The sequence below is a fragment of the Streptomyces sp. NTD91 genome (assembly GCF_059510455.1).
On sequence record NZ_JCAJZW010000013.1, the window covers coordinates 44,581 to 69,471 of the forward strand.

Genomic DNA, 24,891 nt, shown 5'->3' on the forward strand with positions numbered 1-24,891 from the left:
GCGGAGGCGTCCGCCCCGGGCCGGGTGCACAGTGGAAGGGCAGTGCAGCCCAGGGAGGCGGACGACGATGACCCGACCCGCGATGAGCCGTCCTCAGGCCGTCAAGGAATGGCGGCTGAGCCTGTACCTCTCCGAGCACGATCCGGAGACCACCGCCCGGATCGTCCTGGACACCGGCGACAACGTACTGGAGAGCCACGCGGAGGCCCGCCGGAACCCGTACGACCCGAATGTGCCGGAGATAGGCGACGAACTCGCCGCCGGACGCGCCCTGATCGCCATGGGCCGCAGGCTGCTGCGCGCCGCCGACGGTGACATCAGGGCGGTCGGAGCGGGCGACACCGAGGAGGACCTGTCGCCGCTGTGGCTCGACCGCGAGTAACGCTCCTCATCCGCCCTTGCGCAGGAACCGGCGCAACCTCGTCGGCGGCCAGGTGTTGATCACGTCGTCCTTGGTGAGCCAGCCGCGCTGCGCGGTGCCGACGCCGTAGCGCAGCTGCGCGAGGTGGGGGACGGAGTGCGCGTCGGTGTTCACGGCGAACCGCACCCCGTGCTCCCTCGCGCGCAGGATGTCCTCGTCGCGCAGGTCCAGGCGGTCCGGCTGGGCGTTGACCTCCAGCGCGGTGCCGGTGCGCGCGCAGGCCGCGAACACCTCGTCCCAGTCGGCGTCGACCCCGGGCCGCTTCCCGATCAGCCGGGTCGTCGGGTGCCCGATGATGTTCACGCACGGATGCTCGCAGGCCCGCACCAGCCGCCGGGTCATCGCCTTCCTGCCCAGGTCGAAGTGCGAGTGCAGCGAGGCCACGCACAGGTCGAAGCCGGCCAGGAAGTCGTCCGGCCAGTCCACCCCGCCGTCCGGGTCGATGTTCAGCTCCGTGCCGTGCAGCAGCCGCATCCTGTGGTACGCGCCGTCCAGCTTTCGCACCTGCTCCCGCTGGGCGAGGATCTTCTCGTCGGTCATGCGCTGCATGTACAGGTTCGGCGCGTGGTCCGTGACCGCGTAGTACGCGTATCCGCGCTCGGCGGCCGCCGCCACCATCTCCTCCAGCGAGGCCAGGCCATCGGTCAGATCGGTGTGGGTGTGCAGGTCACCGCGGATGTCCTTCTCCGTCACCACGTCGGGCAGCTCCCCCTTCAGGGCCGCCTCGATCTCCCCGCGGTCCTCCCGCAGCGCCGGTGTGATCCACGGCAGCCCGAGCCGGGCGTACACCTCCTCCTCGGTCCGCGAGGCCAGCGATTCCTTGCTCTGCACGTCGAACAGGCCGTACTCGGACAGCTTCAGCCCCTGGTGCACGGCGATGGTGCGAGTACGGATGTTGTGCGCCTTCGACCCCGTGAAGTACTGCAGCGCGGCACCCCAGGACTGCGGCGGCACCACCCGCAGATCGACCTGGAGCCCCTTGGCCGTGCGGACCGAGGTCTTCTTCGAGCCTCGCGCGATCACTTCCGCGGTGGCCGGCAGCTCGCACAGCGCGACCATGAACGGATCCGACCGCTCAGCCGCGACCAGGAGATCCAGATCCCCCACGGTCTCCCGCATCCGGCGCAGCGAGCCGGCGTACGCGCAGCGCCTGCACCCGGTCACCTCGGACAGCTCCGCGACGATCTCCTCCGCGGTGTCCAGGGCCAGCGACAGCGGCACCCGGGCGCCCGCCTGCTGCAGCAGCTCGATGCCGTGCCGGATGTTCTCCTGCGTCTTCTCGCCGAAGCCCTTCAAATCGGCCAGCGCGTCCGCCTCGACCGCCGCGGCCAGCTCGTTCACCGACGAGATGTGCAGGTCCTCGTAGAGCCGCAGGGCCTTCTTCGGGCCCAGGGTGGGGATCGTGATCAGCTCCCGCACCCCGGCGGGGATCTCCGCCCGGCGCTCCTCGACCACAGCCATCTTCCCGGTGCGCAGGTACTCGGTCACCTTGTCGGCGATCGACTTCCCCACGTTCGGGATCTCCCTCAGCCCGTCCTCGTCGAGCTTGGAGATGTCGGCCGGATACCCGCCGATGGCACGCGCCGCCTTCTCGTAGGCGCGCGCCTTGAAGGCGTCGCCTCCCGTGATCGCGATGAGGTCCGCGTACTCCCGCAGGAGCGCCTCGACCTCGTCATTGGGCCGGGCCACCCCTCAAGTCTAGAAAAACCTCCGCCCGGACCGGAAAACGTGCACCGCGCACCCCTAAGCGGCGGTCCGCGGCATCGGCAGCGGCGGCAGCCTCGCCCCGTACACCCACTCCTGGAACAACCCCTCCAGCGACTCGTCGGCGTACCGGGCCGCGTGCTCGGTGAACGCCGCCGTCGTCACCGACCCGTGCCGGCGCAGCCGCACCCAGCCGCGCAGCATACGGAAGAACGCCTCGTCACCCAGCGCGCAGCGCACCGCGTGCAGGGTCAGGCCGCCGCGCTCGTAGAGGCGGTCGTCGAACATCGCCTTGCGGCCCGGGTCGGCCAGCCTCAGGTCCTGAGGCAGCGTGGCCAGCAACCGGTGGGCGGCGGCGGCCAGTTGCTGGGAGGTGCGTCCGCCGGAGCGCTCGGACCACAGCCATTCCGCGTACTTGGCGAAGCCCTCGTTCAGCCAGATGTGCCGCCAGTCGGCGATGGTCACGCAGTTGCCGAACCACTGGTGCGCCAGCTCGTGCGCCACCAACCGCTCCGAACCCCGGGCGCCGTCCACGTGGTTGGAGCCGAACAGCGACAGCCCCTGTGCCTCGACCGGCACATCGAGCTCCTCCTCGGTGACCGCGACCGCGTAACTGTCGAACGGGTACGGCCCGAACAGCTCCTGGAACAGCTCCATCATCGCCGGCTGCCGCGCGAAGTCCCGGGAGAAGGCGGGCAGCAGCCGCGCCGGGATGTGCCCGTGCTGCGGCACACCGCCCGGTCCCGGGTCACCCAGCAGCACCGTCTGCAACCTGCCGATCACCAGGCCGACCAGATAGCTGGACGTGGGCGCGGACTGCTCGTACACCCAGGTCGTCGTGGAGGCCTTCGCCGTACGGGTCAGCAGGCGTCCGCCCGAGACCACGGCGTACGCCGACGGCGTCGTGACCGAGATCAGATAGGACGCCTTGTCGGCGGGCCGGTCGTTGCACGGGTACCAGGACGGCGCCCCGACCGGCTGGCTCGCCACCAGCGCCCCGTCCGCCAGCTCCTCCCAGCCGAGCCCGCCCCACGGGCTGATCACCGGCTCGGGGTTGCCGGACCACTGGACCTCCACGGTGAACGCGGCGCCGGCCCGGACGGGCTTGGCCGGGCGGATCCGCAGTCGTCCGCCGCGATGCGTGAAGCGCGGCTGCCGGCCGTCCACCCGCACCCTGCCGATCCTGAAGTCGGCCAGGTCGAGCACGAATTCGCCGAGCGGCGCCGGGCCGGCGATGGCGTTGATCCGCGCCGTTCCGGACAGCCGGTTCGGGCCCGGACGGTAGTCCAGCGCGAGCTCGTAGCGGTGCACCCGGTACCGGGGATCACCGTTGTCCGGGAAGTACGGGTCCGGACCGGCCGACTGCTGAACTGCCACTGCTGTGTCCGCTCCCTGCGCTGTGCCACCCCTGGGTGCCGGTGCCTCGCCGGCCGGCCCCGCGCGGCCCGCGCTCAGGGACGCCATGCCTCGATCGGATTGCCGAGCCAGCGGGTGTCGTCCGGAACGGACTCCGCGGCCATGACGAGCGACGCGGGCCCCAGGGTCGTACGGGCCCCGACCGTGCTGCCGGGCAGCACGATCCCGCCAGGGCCCAGCGTGGCGCCCTCACGGAGGACCACAGTATCCGTCCGCAAGATCCGGTCGTGGAAGAGGTGCGTCTGCAGCACACAGCCGCGATTGACCGTGGCGCCGTCCTCCAGGGTCACCAGGTCCGTCTCCGGCAGCCAGTAGCTCTCCACCCACACGCCCCGGCCGACGCGCGCGCCGAGTGCGCGCAACCACGCGGTCAGCACCGGCGTCCCCGGCACGGCCCCGGCCAGCCACGGCACCGCCAGCACCTCGACGAACGTGTCCGCCAGTTCGTTGCGCCACACGAACGCGCTCCACAGCGGATGCTCCCCGGCCCGGTGCCGCCCCACCAGCAGCCACTTCGCCACGACGGAGACGACCGCCGCGACCGTCCCCGCCCCGAGCAGCACCGCGCCCGACAGTGCCCACGCCCACACGCCCAGCGCACACACCGCCGCCACCGTCGCCGCGGCCAGCGCCGCCGAGCACAGCACCGGCACGATCCGGCACAGCTCCACCAGGCCTCGCGCCCACAGCAGCCGCACGGGCGGCTCGTACGTACGGCTGCGATCCCCGCCGGCCGCGCTGCGCGGCAGCTTCACCGGCGGCAGCCCCAGATACGAGGTGCCCTTCTTCGCCTTCTTCGGAGCCGCCGACAGCACGCCCACCAGACCGCCGTCCGGCACGCTGCGGCCCGGCGCGGTCATCCCGGAGTTCCCGAGGAAGGCCCGCCGCCCGATCTCCGCGCGCCCGATCCGCATCCAGCCGCCGCCCAGTTCGTACGGCGCTGTCAGCGTGTCGTCGGCCAGGAACGCCCCGTCGCCGACCGTGGTCAGGCTCGGCAGCGCCAGCACGGTCGACACCTCGGCACGGCGTCCGACCCGCATCCCGAGCAGCCGCAGCCACACCGGCGTGACCAGCCCCGCGTACAGCGGGAACAGCGTCTCGCGCGAGCGGTCCATCAGCTGCGTCACGGTCCACGCCTGCCAGCCGACCCGGCCGTGCGTCGGATACGTCCCCTCGCGCAGCCCCAGGCCGAGCAGGCGCACGGCGGCCAGGATCACCAGCGCGTACGCCAGCCCGTAGGCGAGCGTGGCCGGGACCAGTCCGAGCGTGGCCCCGCGCAGGGCTCCGCCGAGCGAGCCGCCCGGCTCCACGAAGACCCGGGCGACCACCAGTGCCGCCGCGCCCGCGAGCAGCGGCAGGCAGCTCAACGCCAGCCCGGTGACGCCGTACAGCACCCGCCAGCACCTGCCCCGCCGCGGCCGCTCCTTCGGCCAGTGGCGCTTGGCCTTGCCGAGTTTGACCGCGGGCGCCCCCGCCCACCGCTGACCGGTCGGGATCTGCCCGCTCACCGCCGAACCGGGCGCCACCTCGGCCCGCTTGCCGACGCGGGCGCCCGGGAACAGCACGCTGCGCGTCCCGACGACGGCGTGCGCCCCCACCTTGACCGGACCGATCACCAGCCGGTCGCCGTCCAGCCAGTACCCGGACAGATCGACCTCGGACTCCACCGCCGCACCCCGGCCCAGCTTGAGCATGCCGGTGACCGGCGGCAGCGAGTGCAGATCCACCTCGGGCGCGACCTTGGCGCCCAGCGCCCGCGCGTACCGCTCCAGCCAGGACCCGGTGAGCGCCGTGGCCCCGATGAACTCGGCGAGCCGCTCGGCGGTCCACAGCCGCAGATGCACACCCCCGCCGCGCGGATACCGCCCGGGCGTCACTCCCCGCAGCAGCAGCCGGGCTCCGCCCGCCGCGAGCGCGATCCGGCCGGGCGGGGTGAAGAACAGCAGCGCGCCGGCCGCGAGGAGCCACCAGGGGGCGGTCGGCAGCCAGCGGTAGTCCGGCAGCAGGTTCCCCGCCGCGGCCAGGACCAGCGTCCAGCGCAGTCCGAGCAGGGTGACCAGCGGGACCAGCAGCAGGAGCTGGACGGCCTGGGCGCGGACCGGGACCGGCGCGATCGCGCGCGCCCCGCCGTCGTCCTGGGCCGAGGCCTCCAGCCGCCGGGCCAGTTTGCGCAGGGTGGGCCGCTGGTAGACGTCGAGGACGGCGGCTCCCGGGTAGCGGGTGCGCAGCCGGGTGGTGAGCTGGGCGGCGGCCAGGCTGCCACCGCCGATCGCGAAGAAGTCGTCGTGGGCGTCGGCCACCGGGACGCCCAGCACCTGCGTCCACTGCTCGGCGAGCCACGCCTCGGTGCCGTACAGGTCCGCCTTCGGGGTCTCGACGCCCTCCAGCGGCCAGGGCAGGGCGTTCCGGTCCACCTTGCCGGACGTGCGGGTCGGCAGCTCGGCGACGGGCGCGAGCAGCGGAACCAGCGCGGCCGGCAGTGCGGCCCGCAGCCTCTCGAGGGCCGCCGTACGGTTCCAGCCGTCCTGGGTGACCACGTATCCGACGAGGAGCTGGTTGCCGCCGCGGGCGGTACGCACGGCGGCCGCGGCCCCCGCCACGTCGGGCAGCGCCTGCAGCGCCGCGTCCACCTCGCCCAGCTCGATCCGCCGCCCGCCGAGTTTGATCTGCTCGTCGGCCCGGCCCAGGAAGACCAGCCCCTCCGGCTCGGCTCTGACCAGGTCACCGCTGCGGTACGCGCGCTCCCAGTCCAGCGACCGTAGCGCCGCGTACTTCTCCGCGTCCTTCTCGGCGTCGAGATACCGCGCGAGGCCGACGCCACCGATCACGAGCTGCCCACTGCCGCCCATGGGCACCGGGTCACCGGCCTCGTCGACGACCGCCAGCTCCCACCCGGCGAGGGGCCGCCCGATCCGGACCGGCTCCTCCCCGGTCAGCAGCGCCGCGCAGGCCACGACGGTCGTCTCGGTCGGCCCGTAGGTGTTCCACACCTCGCGCCCCTCGGTGACCAGCCGCCGCGCCAGCTCCGGCGGGCACGCCTCGCCGCCGAAGATCAGCAGACGCACGTCGTCGAGGGCCTCGGGCTCCCACAGCGCGGCCAGCGTCGGCACGGTGGACACCACCGTGATCTCCTGCTCCACCAGCCAGGGCCCCAGATCGGCACCGCTCCTGACCTGCGAGCGGGGCACCGGCACCAGACAGGCCCCGTACCGCCAGGCCAGCCACATCTCCTCGCAGGACGCGTCGAAGGCCACGGAGAGCCCTGCCATGACCCGGTCGCCGGGCCCGATCGGCTCCTCCGTGAGGAAGAGCGCCGCCTCGGCGTCCACGAACGCGGCGGCGCTGCGGTGCGTGACGGCGACCCCCTTGGGCCTGCCGGTGGATCCGGAGGTGAAGATGATCCATGCGTCGTGCCCGGCGCCGGGCCGCGCCGCGGGGGAACCGGAGGCACCCCGGACGGCGATGGCGTGCCCGGCCCCGACGACGGCCCGCACCTCCGCCTCCCCGAACACCAGCTCGGCCCGCTCGTCCGGGTCCTCGGCGTCCACGGGCACATAGGCGGCACCGGCGGCGAGCACAGCGAGGATCGCGACGTACAGCTCGTTCGTCCCCGACGGAACGCGCACCCCGACCCGGTCCCCGAGCCCGACCCCCGCCCCGGCCAGTTGCCGCCGCAGCCGCTCCACCTCGCCGGCAAGCGCGCGGTAGGTCAGGCACGTCGTGCCGTCGTCCAGCGCCGGCTCCTCCGGATGGGAGCGCACGGTCGCCTCGAAGACGTCGACCAGCGTGCGCGGCCGCGCGGCGGGGCCCGCGGAGAAGCGCGCCCGGTCGCCGAACTCCGTGTGGATCTCTTCGTCGAGCAGGCCGAGAGCGCTGCTCTCGTCTATGGCTGCCATCGGGTCCTCACGTCGGGTCCGGCCGGGTGACAAGCCGGAAATATTAGTACGACGCTAGGCTCCGCTCCCTTGCGCAGCCGCCCGGGAGGGCCGTCCGGGTGACCGCCCGGAGCCTGAGCCGGACCGCTGACCTGCCGACCTTCGCGACGGACGAGACATGCCCCACACACCGTCAAGGGCCGGACACATGGGGGCCGTTGGGCCTCGTACCGGCCGGTGCGCGGACAAAGCGAAGGGCCCCTGCCGAGCAGGGGCCCTCACTGGTCTGGTGTCCGAGGGGGGACTTGAACCCCCACGCCCGATAAAGGGCACTAGCACCTCAAGCTAGCGCGTCTGCCATTCCGCCACCCGGACAAGGTGTCTGTCGTGCTCGGGACCCTTTCGGCGGGGTTTCCCTCGCGGCGACGGAGGAAACATTACCAGGCTTTCGCAGGTGGCTGATCACCCCGCCTCCGGAGCCGTCCGTGCGTGAACGGCGTGTGACGGGCGGACACCGGTCTTGGGCCGCGGGCGGGACGGAGGGAGGATGTGGACGACCACCAGCAGCGACAGCGCGGGAGGAAGCACGTGAGCGAGACGGACACGACCAGGAACGTCACCGGCGAGGACGAGGTCGTGGACCTCTGCCGCGAGCTGATCCGGTTCGACACGAGCAACTACGGGGACCACTCGGGCCCCGGCGAGCGGCAGGCCGCCGAGTGGGTCGCCGAGAAGCTCGCCGAGGTCGGTCTGGAACCGGAGATCTTCGAGTCCCACCCGGGACGCGCCTCGACGGTGGCCCGCATCGAGGGGGAGGACCCGTCCCGGCCCGCGCTGCTCATCCACGGACACCTGGACGTGGTACCGGCCAACGCCGTCGACTGGACCCACGACCCGTTCTCCGGGGAGATCGCCGACGGCTGCGTGTGGGGGCGCGGGGCCGTCGACATGAAGGACATGGACGCCATGACGCTCGCGGTCGTACGTGACCGGCTGCGCAGCGGGCGGCGGCCCCCGCGGGACGTCGTCGTCGCCTTCCTCGCGGACGAGGAGGCCGGCGGCACCTACGGCGCCCGCCACCTGGTCGACCACCACCCCGAGCTGTTCGAGGGCGTCACCGAGGCGATCAGCGAGGTCGGTGGCTTCTCGTTCACCGTGAACGAGCAGCGCCGGCTCTATCTGATCCAGACGGCCGAGAAGGGCATGCACTGGATGAAGCTGACCGTGGCCGGCACCGCCGGGCACGGCTCGATGATCCACCGGGACAACGCCATCACCGAGCTGTCCGAGGCCGTCGCCCGGGTCGGCCGTCACACGTTCCCGGTGCGGGTCACCAAGACCACCCGGGCGTTCCTCGACGAGCTGGGCGACGCGCTCGGCACCGAGCTGGACCCGGAGAACATGGAGTCCACCCTGGCCAAGCTCGGCGGCATCGCCAAGCTGATCGGCGCCACCCTGAGCAACACCGCCAACCCGACCCAGCTGAACGCCGGTTACAAGGTCAACGTCATCCCCGGCGAGGCCACCGCCCACATCGACGGCCGCTTCCTGCCCGGCCACGAGGAGGAGTTCCTCGCCGACCTCGACCGGTTGCTCGGGCCGAACGTCCGCCGCGAGGACGTGCACGCCGACAAGGCCGTCGAGACGGGCTTCGACGGGGCGCTGGTGGAGGCCATGCAGTCCGCGCTGCTCGCCGAGGACCCCACCGCCAAGGCGATCCCCTACATGCTCTCCGGCGGCACCGACGCCAAGTCCTTCGACGACCTCGGCATCCGCGGCTTCGGCTTCGCCCCTCTGAAGCTGCCGCCGGAGCTGGACTTCGCCGGCATGTTCCACGGGGTCGACGAGCGGGTGCCGGTGGACGGGCTGCGGTTCGGCGTGCGAGTCCTCGACCGGTTCATCGACGCGTCGTGAGACCACTGCGCCGAGCCGGGACTCTCGTGAGGCTGCGACCTGGCGGAATTCGGCCAGCCGTACGAGAGCGACTGAGAAGGGTGAATGCGACCATACGCTCGTAGCTCCATTACTCCTTCTTCGTTACAGGTGATGCGATCCCGCACCTTGGGATCGCATTGCCAACAAGGAGGAACAATGATCAAGAAGGTCGTCGCTGCTGCGGCTGCCACCGGTGGGCTGGTTCTCGCGGGCGCGGGCCTCGCCGTCGCCGACTCCGGTGCCCAGGGTGCCGCCGTGCACTCCCCGGGCGTCGTGTCCGGCAACGTCATCCAGGTGCCCGTGCACGTGCCGGTGAACGTCTGCGGCAACACGGTCAACGTGATCGGGCTCCTGAACCCCGCCTTCGGCAACACCTGCGTCAACCACTGACGCCGGCTCCCTGAGGGGGCCGTCCGGCCCGAGGGAGCGTCCTTGACGAGCCGTCGGCCTCGGAGCGCGCGCCATGCGCCCCGAGGCCGACCGGCCTTTTCGACCGGTCCCTTTCTTCCGGATTCCTTCCGGACCGGTCGCTCATCAGGAAACGAAGGCAGGGGGAACTCAGCATGCGACAGGCCACCCGAAAGGGCCTGATGACCATGGCCGCCGCGACCGGTGTGATCGCCGCCGCGAGCGGCTACGCCCACGCCGACGCGGGCGCGTCCGGCATCGCCGCCGGCTCACCCGGCGTACTGTCCGGCAACACGGTGCAGGCGCCGGTGCATGTGCCGGTGAACGTCTGCGGCAACACCGTGAACGTCGTCGGGCTGCTCAACCCGTCCGTGGGCAACACCTGCGCCGATCACGGCGGGTCCGGCGGCTCGCACGCGGGCGGCCGGGCCTCGGGCTCGCCCGGTGTGGGCTCCGGCAACACCGTGCAGGTGCCGATCGACGCCCCGGTGAACGTCTGCGGCAACACCGTGAACGTCGTCGGAGCCGGCAACGCCGCCACGGGCGACGACTGCGGCAACGGAAGCCGCGGCGGCGGCAACCCGCCCGGACAGCCCGGCCAGCCCGGCCAGCCCGGACAGCCCGGCCATCCGGGGCACCCCGGTCATCCGGGCCATCCCCACACCCCGCACCAGCCGGGCCGACCGATCCATCCGGGAAGCCCGGCGACCCCGCCCGGCGGACCCCACGGGTCGACCCAGGTCAGCCAGGCGGGCGGGCGCTCCGCCCAGTCCATGACCGGCGCCCAGCTCGCACACACCGGCAGCGATGTGCCGCTGGGCCTCGCGCTGCCCGTCGGCGCGGGCGCGCTCCTCGCGGGCGCGATGCTCTACCGCAAGGCCCGGGCCATGGCGTAGCGGGCACGCCGAAAACGGAAGCGGGGCCCCGCCGGCACGGTGGGGCCCCGCTTCCGTTCACATGGCCGACCTCACCACGTGGCCCGCACCTGGCGGATGATCCGCCGACGCAACCGCACCTTGCGGCTGCCGTCCCGCAGCAGGCTCAGTCGGTCCAACTCCCAGTGTCCGTACTCGGCATGGTCCGTCAGCAGACGCGTGGCCTCCTTGCGGGACACCCCGCGAGGCACGTACACGTCGACAAATTCGTATTCCGGCATCGCATCTATTGTGCGGGCTGGGGCCCGGTACGGATAGCGTCTGCACTATGTCTGATGCTGCGCAGCCCACCGCTGCCGAGGTACGCGCCGCCGCGGAGGCGATCAAGACCGCGCTCGACCGTCATCTGGCCGCGGTCGAACGCAGGTCGGGGGAGGACGACCCGGCCGTGCTGGAGGCGTTCAACCAGCTGGCCGCGGCCGCCGAGGTGTACGACGAGCTGCTCTACGACCGCTACGACGAGGTCACGCCCTTCGAGATCCCCGGTGCGGAGGAGCTGCCGCCGTACGCCGGTCCGGAGGAACCGCACGCCATCAGTGTGCTGATCCGCCGCGACTACGCCGTGGTGGAACCGCAGCGGCTGCTGGCGCAGGCGCAGCGGGTGGAGGCGGCGGAGTACGAGTCCGCGGGCGGACTGTCCGAGGACGCCGCCGGGACGGTTCCGGGAGCGCTCGGCGTCCTGTTCGGCGAGTTCGAACCCGATGAGATCGCCTCGCGGCACAAGGAGTTCGGTCTGGAGGAAGGCGACTCCACGCTCTGGGTCACCGCGGCGGAGGAGGCCACCGAGCCGGGGGAGTGGCTGGAGGCGCCGTTCGAGCACATCGACCCGCAGGGAGTGGTGTGCCGGTTCGATGTCAGCGCGGTGTTCGACGACGAGGACGAGTCCGACGAGGAGGACGATCTCGAGTTCGTCGAGGACGAGGAAGAGGCCGACGAGGTCGAGGGTGCCGGGCGATGAGGGCGGTCGGCGGTGCCGTGCGGCCACAGGCCGGTACGGCACCGCCGATGCCCGGCGTCCCTGCTGATCACGGGCGCGGCCGCGGACGGCATCGCGGCTCAGGGAAGATCAGCTCGCCGGTACCTGGGTGCGCAGCAGCGTCCGCAGCCGGGTCGTACGGGGCTTGGCCGGGGTCTCCACCACGGCCTGCTGCAGGGCCTGCTCCACGCCGTGCACCACGGACAGATGCCGCTCCGCCCGGCCGAAGGCCGTGTAGATCCAGGGCCTGCTGAGCGCCTGCGCCGCGTCACCGGGCAGCACCACGACCGCCGCCGGCCAGCGCGCACCCGCCGCCTGGTGCGCGGTCAGCGCCCAGCCGTGCCGTACGGCACCCTCCACCCGCTCGCGCGGTACGACCACCGCAGCGCCCGCGCACGACAGGTGCAGCCCGTCCGCGCCGGCCCTCACCACCACGCCCGGCAGCGTACGGCCCGGGGCGGGGGAGTAGGCGATCCGGTCGCCGGGGTCGAAGCCGCCGAAGCGGCCGGGGCCGGGGTTGAGGCGTTCCTTCAGCGCGGAGTTGAGGGCGCGGGTGCCCGCGGCGCCCCCGTGGCCCGGGGTGATCACCACGGTCTGGTCGGCCGGGACGCCGATCGCCCGCGGCACCGAGTCCGCGACCAGCTGGACCGTCCGGTGCACGGCCTCACCCGCGTCCCGCACCGGGACGATGACGATCTCCTTGCCCGGAGCGGCGACCTGGTTCAGCTCGCCGACGCCGATGCCGGAGACCAGCTCGCCGATCGGGCCCGGGTCGGGGACGCGCGAGGCGATCTGCGGGCACACGTGGGCGGCGAGCAGGTCGGCGAAGACCCGCCCCGGTCCTGCCGACCACAGCAGCGCCGGGTCGCCGCTGAGCACCAGTCGGGCCCCGTCGGGCAGCAACTCCACCAGCATGGCCGCGCTCTCCACGTCGAGCTGCGGCGAGTCCAGCACGACCAGCAGATCGAGGTCCAGCGCACCCTCCGCGTCCCGCCCCGGCCCCTCGGCACCGGCCAACAGCCCCGCGACCGTACAGACGCCGTGCTCTTCGCCGGGGGAGGGGTGCCCGTGATCCTCGGGGGCGGCGCCGACGACCGGGCCCGGGTCGCGCCGGGCCGGGTCCGTGCCCGAGAGGACGGCGGCGAGGCGGTGGCGGCCGTCGAGGGTGTGGCAGGCGGCGAAGGCGCGCAGGCCCGCGGCACGCGCGGCACCGACCAGCGCGGCCGGTTCGGCGCGGGCCGCCTCCCCGCCGGTGTGCAGCGCCAGGCCGTGTTCGGCGACCGCACGGGCCAGCTCGGCGGCCCCGTCGGAGAGGGCACCGGCGGCCGACTCCCAGGCCTGCTCGCTCTGCTTGGACGGCGAGTTGAGCAGCCGGGCCAGGCCGTCGGCGAGGCTCTCCTCGGCCAGCGCGTACCGCTCCGGGCCGACGAGGACCCGGACCGGCCGCTCCTCCTCACCCTCGTCACCGGCCGCCCGCGGCGCGGCGGTCGACGGCTCCTCCAGTGCGTCCTGGAACGCCAGGGCCTCGCCCTCCGCGAGCGTGTCCCGCACAGCCGCGTCGGGGTCCGGCACGCCCTGCCGGGCCAGGGCCGCGGTGAGCGTGGGCAGTTCCAGCGCGGTGTGCCCGGCCAGGGCCGCCTGCTCCAGCAGCCAGACGGTGATCGCGCGGCCCCGCCGCGCGTCGTCCGGGCCGCAGGCGGCGCCGAGCAGGGTCCGCGCGAAGCCGTCGGCCCGGTCGGGCCGTACACCGCCGACCCGCAGCAGCTGCCAGGGGTCCTCGCGAAGCTCGGCGTCGGCTCCCTCGCCGAGCGCCGCGGCCACCTGAGGGGCGAGGGCCTCGGGCGCGCCGCCCTCGGCCAGCACCCGGCGGACGGCCTCGACGGACTGTGGTGCGGGCGCGGCGGCCGGGACGGAGGCGGGGACGGGCTGCGGCCGGCGCACCGGCTCGGCGGCCGGGCGGCGCGGTGCCGGCGCGGGCTCGGCGAACACCGTGGCCACCGGCTTCTCGCCGCTCTCCACCGCGCGGACCGCCGCGAGCAGGTCGGCCGCCTTACCACTGAGCTTCGCGCCGCTCTCGATCGGGCCCTTCTTCTCGGCCCTGCGCCGCTCGATCCGCTCCCGCTCGACCCGCTGCGCCGCCAACTCGGCCTCGGCCTCGGACAACTCGGCCGCGTCGTCCTCGCCGTCCGCGGTGCCGGAACCGCTGTCGGCTCCGTGCGCGCTCGACGCGCCCTCGTCCTCGGCGCCGGCCCCGTCGTCGGTCTCCGCGGACGACTCCTGCGCGGCCCTCTCTGCCGTACCGGCGCCGTTCTCGGCACGGCTCCTGCCGGGGGCCGCCTTCCGCTCGGCGGTCACGGGAACGTCCGGCGTCCCCGGCCCGGCTTCCCCCGTGGTCTCCGGCTCCGTGCTCACAGCGTGCTCCAGTCGTGATCGGGATAGCGGTGCACGGGCGCCGACACATCGTCCAGCGCCCGGCAGATCTCGTCAGGAAGACTAAGGGCCTCCACTGACAATGCCGCCGTGAGCTGCTGTGCGTTGCGCGCGCCGACGATCGGCGCGGCCACGCCGGGCCGGTCCCGGACCCAGGCGAGGGCCACCTGCAGCGCGGTGACGGCGAGGCCGTCGGCGGCCGTCGTCACCGCGTCCACGATGCGGCTCGCCGTGTCGTCCAGGTACGGCTCGACGAACGGCGCGAGGTGCTCGGACGCGCCACGCGAGTCCGGCGGCGTGGCGTGCCGGTACTTGCCGGTCAGCACGCCCCGGCCGAGCGGCGAGGAGGGCAGCAGACCGACACCGAGATCCAGCGCGGCGGGCAGCACTTCGCGCTCCACGCCCCGCTGCAGGAGGGAGTACTCCATCTGCGTGCTGGCCAGCCGGGTGCGCATGCCCGGCGCCGCGAGCTGCCAGGTGGCGGCCTTGGCGAGCTGCCAGCCGCAGAAGTTGGAGACGCCCGCGTACCGGGCGCGGCCGCTGCCGACCGCTATGTCCAGCGCCTGGAGGGTCTCCTCCAGCGGGGTCTCGGGGTCGTAGGCGTGGATGTGCCACAGGTCGACGTACTCCGTGCCCAGGCGGGCCAGGGAGGCGTCGAGCGCCGCGAGCAGATGGCCGCGGGAGCCGTCGAAGCGGCGCTCGGGGTCGGGCACGCTGCCCGCCTTGGTGGAGATCACCAGGTCCCGGCGCGGCACCAGGCCGTCCATCAGCCGCCCGAGCAGGTACTCCGCCTCTCCGTCGCCGTACACGTCCGCCGTGTCGACGAGGGTTCCACCGGCCTCCCAGAACGCCTTCAGCGTGTCCGCGGCGTCGTGCTCGTCGGTGTCCCGGCCCCAGGTGAGGGTGCCGAGTCCGATCCGGGACACACGCAGGCCGGTACGGCCGAGATGCCTCTGCTCCATGCGGGCGAGATTACTGGCCAGAACCGGTGCGGTGGGTGGCCTGTGGACAACCGGGTCCGGCTGTGGCCCGGTGTTCCGGGCAGCGCGCTCGAGCCGGGCAGGGTGGTGCCGTCCACCCGCGCTCGGATGCCCGAGGCGGCAGCGGCCCCGAATGCGGACGGCACCGCAGCCCCGAGGGCGCGGGGAACTGCGTGACCCGTCCCCGGCGGCCGCGGACGGCTGATCGCCGAGCCCCGCAGCCCCCGGACGGCATCGCGGTTCACCCGGCGGCGCGACGGACCGCGCGAGCACCCCGCCACGGACGGCTGACCGCCCGAACCCCGGCAACCCCCACGCCGGTCTGCCCCATCCCCCAGCCCCGCGCTAATGTCACCCCCACAGGGACGTTACTCACGGGTAAGAGGAGTCGGCGATGCAGCTCGGGATCAACCTCGGCTACTGGGGTGCCGGAATGGACGGGGACAATCTGGCCGTGGCCCAGGAGGCCGACCGGCTGGGCTTCTCCGTGTGCTGGGCCGCCGAGGCCTACGGGTCCGACGCGGCGACCGTGTTGTCCTGGGTCGCCGCGCAGACCGAGCGCATCGACGTCGGCTCGGCCATCTTCCAGATCCCCGCCCGGCAGCCCGCGATGACCGCGATGACGGCCGCGACGCTCGACTCGCTCTCCGGCGGCCGCTTCCGGCTGGGCCTCGGTGTCTCCGGCCCGCAGGTCTCCGAGGGCTGGTACGGCGTCAAGTTCGACAAGCCGCTCGCCCGCACCCGCGAGTACGTGGAGATCGTGCGCAAGGCGATGACCCGGGAGCGGCTGACGTACGAGGGCGAGCACTGGACGCTGCCGCTGCCCGGCGGCCCGGGCAAGCCCATCAAGCTGACCGTGCACCCGCAGCGCGAGCACATCCCGCTCTACATCGCGGCGATCGGGCCGAAGAACCTGGAGCAGACCGGCGAGATCGCCGACGGCGCCCTGCTGATCTTCCCCTCCGCCGACCACCTGGAGGAGACCACCCTCAAGCACCTGCGTGCGGGGCGCGAGAAGGCCGGCAAGACCCTCGACGGGTTCGACGTCTGCCCGACCCTGCCGATCGCCGTCGGCGACGACAAGGACGTGGCCCGCCTCGCCGACACCTTCCGGCCGTACACCGCGCTGTACGTCGGCGGCATGGGCAGCGCCAAGCAGAACTTCTACAACCAGCTCGCCCGGCGCATGGGATACGAGAGGGAGGCCGCCGAGATCCAGCAGAAGTACCTGGCGGGGGACAAGCAGGGAGCCGCCGAGGCGGTCCCGCAGGACCTCATCGACGACACGACGCTGCTCGGCTCCGTCGACCGCATCGCCGACCGGATGAAGGCCTACGCCGCCGCCGGTGTCACCACGCTCAGCCTGTCCCCGGCCGGCTTCACGCTCGAGGAGCGGCTCGCCTCGCTGCGGGCCGGCAGCGAGGCCCTGGAACGCGCCGGACTGGCCTAGGGCGTGTTTCGAAAGTGGCGTCGTCCGCCCGGAGGGCGGGGTCCGCGGCGTCTGGTGCGGTGCATCACAAGGAGGAGGGTCGCCCTCGTACCGGGCGTACGTGGACGACCCCGACAACGCGGCGAGGTGCCGTGCCAGGCGTCGCGGACCAGACGGGACTTTCGAAACACGCCCTAGCGTGCTGTCCCGGGACGTAGGGCCTGTCTGACGGTTCCCGTCCGCCGCGCGACGCCGTGCCCGCTCCCCCACTGCCTCAAGGGTGTGGGAGGTGCCCCCACTCGCCGCACCGGCCCCAGGCCCGAGCACGTCCGGTACGAGGGCCTGGGGCCGGTACGCCGAGAGCTCGCACCTGACGCCGCGCGGCGGTCCTTCGGGCAACGAATTGTCAACCAGGCCCTGTGAGCTTCAGCGGCCGTGGTGGGGGCTCGGGGGGTCTTCCCCGCCACGGCCGTCACGGGGAACAACGCTCCGGGGCGCCTCGCGGTTACGACCCCGGCGTTCCTTCTTTCGGCCGAGCCGCCGCGTACTCGTGTTGCGGCCCCCCTCCGGGCGCAATTGACTCGTTCTTCGCGGAAGCTGTGAAATCACCGCGGAAGTCCGCGACACGGTGCGCAGTCGTGCGGGAGAGGTGGCGTCCATGCTGTCGGCCAGGAGTCTGTTCCAGGAGATCCTCGACCACGACGAGTCGTTCCGGCTGTTCTGCTCCATCGCCGCCGGCGGTGAGTCCCAGGGCGGCTGGGAGAACCGGCGGATCGCCGCGCTGGTCCCGTGCAGCGAACGCGCCATGGCCCCGAAGATCGCCCGGCACGGCGCCGACGAGGACAAGCACGGACGCATCTTCGAGGCCCTGATGAGGAAGCGCGGGCTCACCGCCGTGGCCGTACCCCCCGAGGCCGACTACACCATGCTCCTGGAGCGGCGCGGCATCGGCCTGGCCCACGACCGGCTCAGGCGGGACGAGCCGCTCACCGAGCAGGACATCGTCGTCTACCTCTCCCACAGCCGCGTCACCGAACAGCGCGCCGCCGAGCAGATGCGCCTGCTGCTCAAGCACTTCGCCGACCATCCCGACATCGGCCGGGCCGTCCGCGTGATCGCCGACGACGAGGACAAGCACCTCGCCTACACCCACGAGGAACTGCTGCGGCTCGCCGCCGCCGGGCACGGCCCGCTGATCCGGCGCACCCTGCACGCGTGCGCCCTCGCCGAGATCCGCGTCCACCGGGACGTCAGCCTCGCCGTGACGGCCCGCATGCGCCGCATCCTGGGCTGGTCCCGGGCCAGGTACGCCCTCCTCGCCGCCGGCATCCACGCCGTGTACGCCTACGAACGCCTCGCCGGCCGGCGCCGCATGATCACCCTCCGCATGCCCGCCCGCCGCAACCCCCTCGGCGGCCCCGCCGCCCCCGCCCCCGAGTTCGTCTGAGCGGCGCGGGACGGCCTCACAGCCAGTCGCGCCGCTTGAACAGGCGGTACAGCAGCACCTCCAGGGCCGCCATCACCAGGATCACCGCCGGATACGACCACAGCCAGTGCAGCTCCGGCATGTGGTCGAAGTTCATGCCGTAGATGCCCGCGATCATCGTGGGCACCGCGGCCATCGCCGCCCACGCCGAGATCTTCCGCATGTCGTCGTTCTGCCGCACGCTCATCTGCGCAAGATGCGCCGACAGCACGTCCGACACCAGCCTGTCCAGGGCCTCCACGGACTCGTTCACGCGCGCGAGATGGTCGCCGACGTCCCGGAAGAACGGGCGCGCCTTGTCGTGCACGAACGGCACCGGGGCGCCGAACTGCCCGGTGCCGGCCAGCCGGCTCAGCGGCACCGTCAGCGGGCCGGTGGCCCGGCGGAACTCCAGGACCTGCCGTTTGAAGCCGTAGATCCGGGACGCGGTGCCCCGCGAGCCGCCGCCCTCCGGCAGGAACACCTCCGTCTCCAGCTCCTCCAGATCGGTCCCCAGGTCCGTCGCCACCTCCAGATAGTGGTCGACGACCGCGTCGGAGATCGCGTACAGCACCGCGGTCGGGCCCTTGTCCAGCATGTCCGGCTCCTCCTCCAGCCGGCGCCGCACGGCGGCCAGCGGCGAGCCCTCGCCGTGACGGACGGTGACCACGAAGCAGTCGCCGACGAAGACCATGATCTCGCCCGCTGAGACGGTGTCGCTGCGCGCCTCGTACACGACCGGTTTCAACACCATGAAAAGTGAGTCGTCGTACACCTCCAGCTTGGGCCGCTGATGCGCCTTGAGCGCGTCCTCCACCGCCAGCGGATGCAGCCCGAACTCCTGCGTGACCAGGTCGAACTCCCGCTCGGACGGCTCGTGCAGACCGATCCAGACGAACCCGCAGGCCGCCCGCGCCTCGCTGAGCGCGTCGGACAGGTCCTCCGGGCCCTCGGTGCGGTGCCCCTGCCGGTAGATGGCGCAGTCGACGATCACGGAGCGCATTCTCCCTTCGTCCGTTCTCCGGTGCCTGTGCGGATACGCCTACCCTGGGCGGCATGCCCACGCTGATCCTCGTCCGGCACGGACGCTCCACCGCCAACACCTCCGGTGTCCTCGCCGGCTGGACGCCAGGCGTCGCCCTGGACGAGCGCGGCGCCGCACAGGCGGCCGCCCTGCCCGCACGGCTCGCCGCACTGCCGATCTCCGAGGTCGTCACCAGCCCCCTGCAGCGCTGCCAGGAGACGGTACGGCCGCTGCTCGAGGCCCGTCCCGGGCTGCGCGTCCACACCGAGGAACGGATCGGGGAGTGCCACTACGGCGACTGGTCCGGCCGCAAGCTCGCCGAGCTCAAGGACGAGCCACTCATGGAGGTCGTCCAGGCCCACCCGTCGGCCGCCGCGTTCCCCGGCGGCGAGTCCATGCGCGCCATGCAGTCCCGCGCCGCGGAGGCCGTACGCGAGTGGAACGCGCGTGTGGAGCGCGACCACGGCGCCGACGCCGTCTACCTCATGTGCTCCCACGGTGACATCATCAAATCCCTCGTCGCCGACGCCCTCGGACTCCACCTCGACCTCTTCCAGCGGATCTCTGTGGAACCGTGTTCCGTCACCGCGATCCGTTACACCCGGTTGCGGCCGTTTCTCGTTCGTCTCGGCGACACCGGGGATTTCGCCTCCCTGGCCCCGCGCGAGGAACCCGCCGAGGGCGACGCACCGGTCGGGGGCGGTGCGGGCGCACCGTGATCGTCGGCCGCAGTAGGGTGAAGCGATCCACACAGTCGCGACTCCGCTGTGGCCCGTACCGCCGAACCACTCGAACTCACTCTCACTGGAGACAGGACGTGTCCCGTCAGGTGTTCCTCTACGACCAGCCGGACCGCTTCGTGGCCGGCACGGTCGGACTGCCCGGACGCCGTACGTTCTTCCTCCAGGCCACCGCAGGCTCCCGGGTGACCAGCGTGGCTCTGGAGAAGACCCAGGTCGCCGCGCTCGCCGAGCGCATGGACGAACTGCTCGACGAGGTCGTACGGCGCAGTGGCGGCAGCGCCGCCGTCCCCGCCATGGCGCCCACCGAGGTCGCCGACACCGCCCCGCTGGAGACCCCCATCGAGGAGGAGTTCCGCGTGGGCACCATGGCGCTGGCCTGGGACGGCGAGGAACAGCGCATGATCGTCGAGGCGCAGGCCCTGGTGGAGCTGGACGCCGACACCGAGGAGGACCTCGCCGAGGCCGAGGAACGGCTGCTCCAGGACGAGGAGAACGGACCCCCGATGCTGCGGGTCCGGCTGACCGGCGCGCAGGCCCGTGCCTTCGCCAAGCGCGCCCTCGACGTCGTCAACGCCGGAAGGCCGCCGTGCCCGCTGTGCAGCCTCCCGCTCGATCCGGAAGGACATGTATGTCCGCGCCAGAACGGATACCGCCGCGGAGCCTGACGCCCACCGACGCCGTAGCCGGCCCGGCCGCCGAGCTGCTCGCACGAGGTGAGCTGACCGTGCGCGGCCGGATCCGCGAGGCGTCCAACGCCGCGCTGTTCTGCACCATCGCCCTCGACGGCCGGGAGGCCTCCTGCGTCTACAAGCCGGTCGCCGGGGAGCGCCCGCTGTGGGACTTCCCCGACGGCACCCTGGCCGCCCGCGAGGTGGCCGCCTACGAGGTCTCCGAGGCCACCGGCTGGGGCCTTGTCCCGCCGACCGTGCTGCGCGACGGCCCGTACGGCGAGGGCATGTGCCAGCTGTGGATCGACGTCCAGGCCGAGGCGGAGCTGCTCGCCCTGGTCGATGCCGAGGATCCGGAACCGGGCTGGAAGGCGATCGGCCTGGCCGACATCGGTGAGGGCCGCACCGCGCTCCTCGTGCACGCCGACGACGAGCGGCTGCGCCGGCTCGCCGTCCTCGACGCGGTGATCAACAACGCCGACCGCAAGGGCGGCCATCTGCTGCCCACCCCCGACGGCCGGCTCTACGGCATCGACCACGGCGTCACTTTCAACGTCGAGAACAAGCTGCGTACGCTGCTGTGGGGCTGGGCCGGGGAACCGCTGACCGACGAGGCCGTCGACGTCCTCAAGGGACTCCGGGGGGCCTTCGGCGGGCCGCTGGGCGAGCGGCTGGCCGCACTGATCACCCCGGCCGAGATCGACGCCACACGCGCGCGTGTCGAGGCGCTGCTCACCACGGGAGTGCACCCGGAGCCGGGCGGCGAGTGGCCCGCCATCCCCTGGCCACCCGTGTAGGCGGCCGGGGCGTGAGCGGCCGGGAGCGCGAGCACTTCGGCAGCGAAGGTACAAGACCGTACAACCGGCCAACCGGCGCGATCCCGTTCGTAGGCGCAGCCGGTGGCCGGTTAGGCTCAGGTACATGCATGCCTGGCCCGCTTCCGAGGTCCCCGCCCTGCCTGGTCAGGGCCGCGACCTGAGGATCCACGACACCGCGACCGGCGGCCTCGTCACCCTCGCCCCCGGTCCCGTCGCCCGTCTCTACGTCTGCGGCATCACCCCGTACGACGCGACCCACATGGGTCACGCGGCGACCTACAACGCGTTCGACCTCGTTCAGCGCGTGTGGCTCGACACCAAGCGGCAGGTCCACTACGTCCAGAACGTCACCGACGTCGACGATCCGCTGCTGGAGCGCGCGGACCGGGACGGCGTCGACTGGGTCGCCCTCGCCGAGAAGGAGACGGCCCTCTTCCGCGAGGACATGACCGCCCTCAGGATGCTCCCGCCGCGGCACTACATAGGTGCCGTTGAGGCCATACCCGGCATCGTCCCGCTCGTGGAGCGGCTGCGCGACCTCGGCGCGGCCTACGAGCTGGAGGGCGACGTCTACTTCTCCGTCGGGTCCGACCCGAACTTCGGCAAGGTCTCGAATCTCGACGCGGCCGCCATGCGGCTGCTGTCCGCCGAGCGCGGTGGCGACCCGGACCGTCCGGGCAAGAAGAACCCGCTGGACCCGATGCTGTGGATGGCGGCCCGTGCGGGTGAGCCCAGCTGGGACGGCGGCTCCCTCGGCCGGGGCCGGCCCGGCTGGCACATCGAGTGCGTGGCCATCGCTCTCGACCACCTCGGCATGGGCTTCGACGTCCAGGGCGGCGGCTCCGACCTGGCCTTTCCGCACCACGAGATGGGCGCCTCGCACGCCCAGGTGCTCACCGGCGAGTTCCCCATGGCCAAGGTCTACGTCCACGCCGGCATGGTCGCCCTGCACGGCGAGAAGATGTCCAAGTCCAAGGGCAACCTGGTCTTCGTCTCCCAGCTGCGCCGCGACGGTGTCGACCCGGCCGCCATCCGCCTCGCCCTGCTGGCCCACCACTACCGCGCCGACTGGGAGTGGACCGACCAGGTCCTCCAGGACGCCGTGGCCCGCCTCGGCCGCTGGCGCTCCGCCGTCTCCCGCCCCGACGGCCCGCCCGCCGACGCAATGGTCGAGGAGATCCGCGAGGCCCTCTCCGACGACCTGGACGCCCCCACCGCCCTGACAGCGGTGGACCGCTGGGCGGCCCGGCAGGAGGCAGAGGGCGGCACGGACACGGGCGCCCCGGGTCTGGTGACGCGAGCGGTGGACGCGCTGCTCGGGGTCGCCCTCTGAACGCCCCGGGCAGGGGCGTCCCGACGGGGGCACGGGGAACTGCGCGAGCGACCACAACGAGTCCGCGGCAGCCGCACGACGGGTAGCGGCACACCTCCGGCGCATCGGCACCACACAGAAGGGGCGCTTCCCCACCGGGAACCGCCCCTTCGCCCTGCCCAGGGCCCGTCCGACCATTCGCGTTGTTGCCCGAAGGGCGGCCGCGCGGCGTCAGGTGCGTGCTGTCGGCGTGCCGTCCCCAGGCTCGTGCTGGACGTACCTGGACATGGGGCCGGTGCGGCGAGTGGGGGCACAGTGGGCGAGCGTGCACGGCGTCGCGCGGCGGACGGGAACCGTCAGACAGGCCCTACGTCCCGGGACAGCACGCTAGGGCGTGTTTCGAAAGTCCCGTCCGGTCCGCGACGCCTGGCACGGCACCTCGCCGCGTTGTCGGGATCGTCCACGTACGCCCGGTACGAGGACGACCCTCCGCCTTGCGATGCACCGCACCAGACGCCGCGGACCCCGCCCTCCGGGCGGACGACGCCACTTTCGAAACACGCACTAGTCCTCGCCGTCGTCCTCGTCGTCCTTGGACCCGCCGGGAGCAGGCCGCGGCTTCCCGCCCGGAGGGCCCACGTCCCGGCGCCGCAGATACCGCTCGAACTCGCGGGCGATCGCCTCGCCCGACGCCTCGGGCAGCTCCGCGGTGTCCCGGGCCTCCTCCAGCGTCTGCACGTACTCGGCGACCTCGCTGTCCTCGGCGGCCAGCTGGTCCACGCCCACCTGCCAGGCCCGCGCGTCCTCGGGCAGTTCGCCCTGGGGGATGCGCAGGTCCAGCAGGTCCTCGAGCCGGTTGAGCAGCGCCAGCGTGGCCTTCGGATTGGGTGGCTGGGAGACGTAGTGCGGCACGGCCGCCCACAGCGACACCGCCGGGACACCGGCGTGCGTGCACGCCTCCTGCAGGACGCCGACGATGCCCGTCGGGCCCTCGTACTTGGTCTCCTCCAGGTCCATGCGGCGGGCCAGGTCCGGGTCGGACGTCACCCCGCTGACCGGCACGGGACGCGTGTGCGGGGTGTCACCGAGCAGAGCGCCCAGGATGACCACCAGCTCCACACCCAGCTCGTGCGCGAAGCCCAGCAGCTCGTTGCAGAACGAGCGCCAGCGCATGGACGGTTCGATGCCGCGGACCAGCACCAGGTCGCGCGGTTTCTCGCCGCCGACCCGCACGACCGACAACCTGGTCGTCGGCCAGGTGATCTTGCGCACACCGGCCTCCATGAACACCGTGGGCCGGTTCACCTGGAAGTCGTAGTAGTCCTCGGCGTCCAGCGCGGCGAAGACCTCGCCCTTCCACTCGCGTTCCAGATGCGCGACCGCCGTGGAGGCGGCGTCGCCGGCGTCGTTCCAGCCCTCGAACGCGGCCACCATGACTGGGTCGATCAGCTCGGGAACCCCCTCCAGCTCGATCACCCAGTGCCTCCTTCCGACGTGCCCTCGCTTGACCCACCAACCTTACGGCGTCCGGCGGGGGCGCCCGCAGCCCCCGTGTGCGGGGGGTTGACCGGATCACTGCCCCGTTCGTCACCGTCGGACACCCCCGTCGATCCGAGGGTCTCGAGCGATCCGCCAGGACGTCTGCCCGCCGTCACAGCGTGCTGCGCAGCCACTGCTCCACGCTCGCGATGTGCACGGTCGCCCAGGAGCGGGCCGCCTCGGCGTCCCGGTCGCGCAGCGCGGCCAGGATCGCCCGGTGCTCCCTCAGGGTGCGGCCGACCGCGTCCTCCTGGGTGAGGCCCCGCCAGATCCGGGCGCGGGTGGTCGGTCCCGACAGGCCGTCCAGCAGCGAGCACAGCACCGAGTTGCCGGCGCCGCGCACGATTCCGCGGTGGAACTCCAGGTCGGCGGCGACCAGTTCCTCCACCGACGGGGCGCCACCGAGGGCGTCCAACTGGCCGGCCAGCGTGTCCAGTTCCCGCTCACCGATCCGGAAGGCGGCCATCGCCGTCGCGGCCGGCTCCAGGATGCGGCGCACCGCGAGGAACTCCAGCACGGTGTCGTCGCGGTGGAAGTCCACGACGAAGTTCAGCGCCTCCAGCAGCAACTGCGGATCGAGGCTGGTGACATAGGTGCCGTCGCCCTGCCGCACGTCCAGGATCCGGATCAGCGACAGTGCGCGGACGGCCTCGCGCAACGAGTTGCGCGACAGCCCCAGCTCGGCGGCGAGTTCGCTCTCCTTGGGCAGCCGGTCCCCGGGGCGCAGCGCACCGGAGACGATCATCTCCTTGATCTTCTCGATCGCCTCGTCGGTGACTGCCATGACCGGCCTCCCGGGTCGCCCGGACATCG

At 72.8% G+C, this 24,891-nt stretch carries 20 protein-coding genes and 1 tRNA gene; 11 read left to right on the forward strand and 10 right to left on the reverse strand.

All coding sequences use genetic code 11. From position 1 onward, the window contains the following. Positions 1-67 precede the first annotated feature (67 nt). Positions 68-382, forward strand: a complete 315-nt coding sequence (locus AC5WRT_RS16095) for a dsRBD fold-containing protein (protein ID WP_496100339.1) — start codon at positions 68-70, stop codon at positions 380-382. Positions 383-388: 6 nt separating this feature from the next. On the opposite strand, the gene polX is transcribed toward AC5WRT_RS16095, so the two are convergent. The 4 genes from polX to AC5WRT_RS16115 form a co-directional block, all read right to left on the reverse strand. Next, entirely contained in the window at positions 389-2,110 is a 1,722-nt protein-coding gene (gene polX, locus AC5WRT_RS16100; protein ID WP_496100340.1) for a DNA polymerase/3'-5' exonuclease PolX, read from the reverse strand. A 54-nt stretch (positions 2,111-2,164) separates the two neighbouring features. Next, positions 2,165-3,502: a M1 family metallopeptidase gene (locus AC5WRT_RS16105; protein ID WP_496094697.1), complete on the reverse strand. Its 1,338-nt coding sequence runs from the start codon at positions 3,500-3,502 to the stop codon at positions 2,165-2,167. Positions 3,503-3,576: 74 nt separating this feature from the next. Then, positions 3,577-7,437: a Pls/PosA family non-ribosomal peptide synthetase gene (locus AC5WRT_RS16110; RefSeq protein ID WP_496094698.1), complete on the reverse strand. Its 3,861-nt coding sequence runs from the start codon at positions 7,435-7,437 to the stop codon at positions 3,577-3,579. Between the two features lie 266 nt (positions 7,438-7,703). Further along, a tRNA-Leu gene (locus tag AC5WRT_RS16115) sits at positions 7,704-7,791 on the reverse strand. A gap of 213 nt (positions 7,792-8,004) precedes the next feature. On the opposite strand from AC5WRT_RS16115, the gene AC5WRT_RS16120 reads away from it, so the two are divergent. The 3 genes from AC5WRT_RS16120 to AC5WRT_RS16130 all read left to right on the forward strand — a co-directional run bounded on the left by AC5WRT_RS16120 (position 8,005) and on the right by AC5WRT_RS16130 (position 10,655). Continuing rightward, entirely contained in the window at positions 8,005-9,330 is a 1,326-nt protein-coding gene (locus tag AC5WRT_RS16120; RefSeq protein ID WP_496094699.1) for a M20/M25/M40 family metallo-hydrolase, read from the forward strand. 177 nt (positions 9,331-9,507) lie between these two features. Beyond that, on the forward strand, positions 9,508-9,741 hold the full coding sequence (gene chpH, locus AC5WRT_RS16125; protein ID WP_351804149.1) for a chaplin ChpH: 234 nt from the start codon (positions 9,508-9,510) through the stop codon (positions 9,739-9,741). A gap of 173 nt (positions 9,742-9,914) precedes the next feature. Then, entirely contained in the window at positions 9,915-10,655 is a 741-nt protein-coding gene (locus AC5WRT_RS16130) for a chaplin (protein ID WP_496100341.1), read from the forward strand. A 71-nt stretch (positions 10,656-10,726) separates the two neighbouring features. Here AC5WRT_RS16130 and AC5WRT_RS16135 read toward each other — a convergent pair whose 3' ends face one another. Beyond that, positions 10,727-10,915 (reverse strand): DUF5703 family protein, encoded by a 189-nt coding sequence (locus tag AC5WRT_RS16135; protein ID WP_043407302.1) that lies wholly within the window; start codon positions 10,913-10,915, stop codon positions 10,727-10,729. 47 nt (positions 10,916-10,962) lie between these two features. On the opposite strand from AC5WRT_RS16135, the gene AC5WRT_RS16140 reads away from it, so the two are divergent. After that, positions 10,963-11,652, forward strand: a complete 690-nt coding sequence (locus AC5WRT_RS16140; RefSeq protein ID WP_496100342.1) for a hypothetical protein — start codon at positions 10,963-10,965, stop codon at positions 11,650-11,652. A gap of 108 nt (positions 11,653-11,760) precedes the next feature. On the opposite strand, the gene AC5WRT_RS16145 is transcribed toward AC5WRT_RS16140, so the two are convergent. Next, positions 11,761-14,082: a helix-hairpin-helix domain-containing protein gene (locus AC5WRT_RS16145; RefSeq protein WP_496100343.1), complete on the reverse strand. Its 2,322-nt coding sequence runs from the start codon at positions 14,080-14,082 to the stop codon at positions 11,761-11,763. Then, positions 14,079-15,062 (reverse strand): aldo/keto reductase, encoded by a 984-nt coding sequence (locus tag AC5WRT_RS16150; RefSeq protein ID WP_496094703.1) that lies wholly within the window; start codon positions 15,060-15,062, stop codon positions 14,079-14,081. Before AC5WRT_RS16150 ends, AC5WRT_RS16145 begins: the two co-directional genes overlap by 4 nt. A gap of 412 nt (positions 15,063-15,474) precedes the next feature. On the opposite strand from AC5WRT_RS16150, the gene AC5WRT_RS16155 reads away from it, so the two are divergent. Further along, complete coding sequence (locus AC5WRT_RS16155) at positions 15,475-16,530, forward strand: LLM class F420-dependent oxidoreductase (RefSeq protein WP_496094704.1); 1,056 nt, start codon at positions 15,475-15,477, stop codon at positions 16,528-16,530. A gap of 637 nt (positions 16,531-17,167) precedes the next feature. Continuing rightward, positions 17,168-17,956 (forward strand): ferritin-like domain-containing protein, encoded by a 789-nt coding sequence (locus tag AC5WRT_RS16160; RefSeq protein ID WP_496094705.1) that lies wholly within the window; start codon positions 17,168-17,170, stop codon positions 17,954-17,956. Between the two features lie 16 nt (positions 17,957-17,972). On the opposite strand, the gene corA is transcribed toward AC5WRT_RS16160, so the two are convergent. Further along, positions 17,973-18,968: a magnesium/cobalt transporter CorA gene (gene corA / locus AC5WRT_RS16165; RefSeq protein WP_496094706.1), complete on the reverse strand. Its 996-nt coding sequence runs from the start codon at positions 18,966-18,968 to the stop codon at positions 17,973-17,975. A gap of 62 nt (positions 18,969-19,030) precedes the next feature. On the opposite strand from corA, the gene AC5WRT_RS16170 reads away from it, so the two are divergent. From AC5WRT_RS16170 to mshC, 4 genes are all read left to right on the forward strand, one after another. Beyond that, a complete protein-coding gene (locus AC5WRT_RS16170; RefSeq protein ID WP_496094707.1) occupies positions 19,031-19,717 on the forward strand; it encodes a histidine phosphatase family protein in 687 nt (228 codons plus the stop codon). Between the two features lie 98 nt (positions 19,718-19,815). Then, a complete protein-coding gene (locus tag AC5WRT_RS16175; protein WP_496094708.1) occupies positions 19,816-20,406 on the forward strand; it encodes a DUF3090 domain-containing protein in 591 nt (196 codons plus the stop codon). Next, positions 20,370-21,206 (forward strand): SCO1664 family protein, encoded by an 837-nt coding sequence (locus tag AC5WRT_RS16180; protein ID WP_496094709.1) that lies wholly within the window; start codon positions 20,370-20,372, stop codon positions 21,204-21,206. The genes AC5WRT_RS16175 and AC5WRT_RS16180 overlap by 37 nt, the downstream gene beginning before the upstream one ends. Positions 21,207-21,330: 124 nt before the next feature. Continuing rightward, complete coding sequence (gene mshC / locus AC5WRT_RS16185; protein ID WP_496094710.1) at positions 21,331-22,560, forward strand: cysteine--1-D-myo-inosityl 2-amino-2-deoxy-alpha-D-glucopyranoside ligase; 1,230 nt, start codon at positions 21,331-21,333, stop codon at positions 22,558-22,560. A 543-nt stretch (positions 22,561-23,103) separates the two neighbouring features. On the opposite strand, the gene AC5WRT_RS16190 is transcribed toward mshC, so the two are convergent. Next, a complete protein-coding gene (locus AC5WRT_RS16190; protein ID WP_496094711.1) occupies positions 23,104-24,015 on the reverse strand; it encodes a PAC2 family protein in 912 nt (303 codons plus the stop codon). A 175-nt stretch (positions 24,016-24,190) separates the two neighbouring features. Then, on the reverse strand, positions 24,191-24,862 hold the full coding sequence (locus AC5WRT_RS16195) for a FadR/GntR family transcriptional regulator (protein WP_496094712.1): 672 nt from the start codon (positions 24,860-24,862) through the stop codon (positions 24,191-24,193). Between the last annotated feature and the right edge of the window lie 29 nt (positions 24,863-24,891).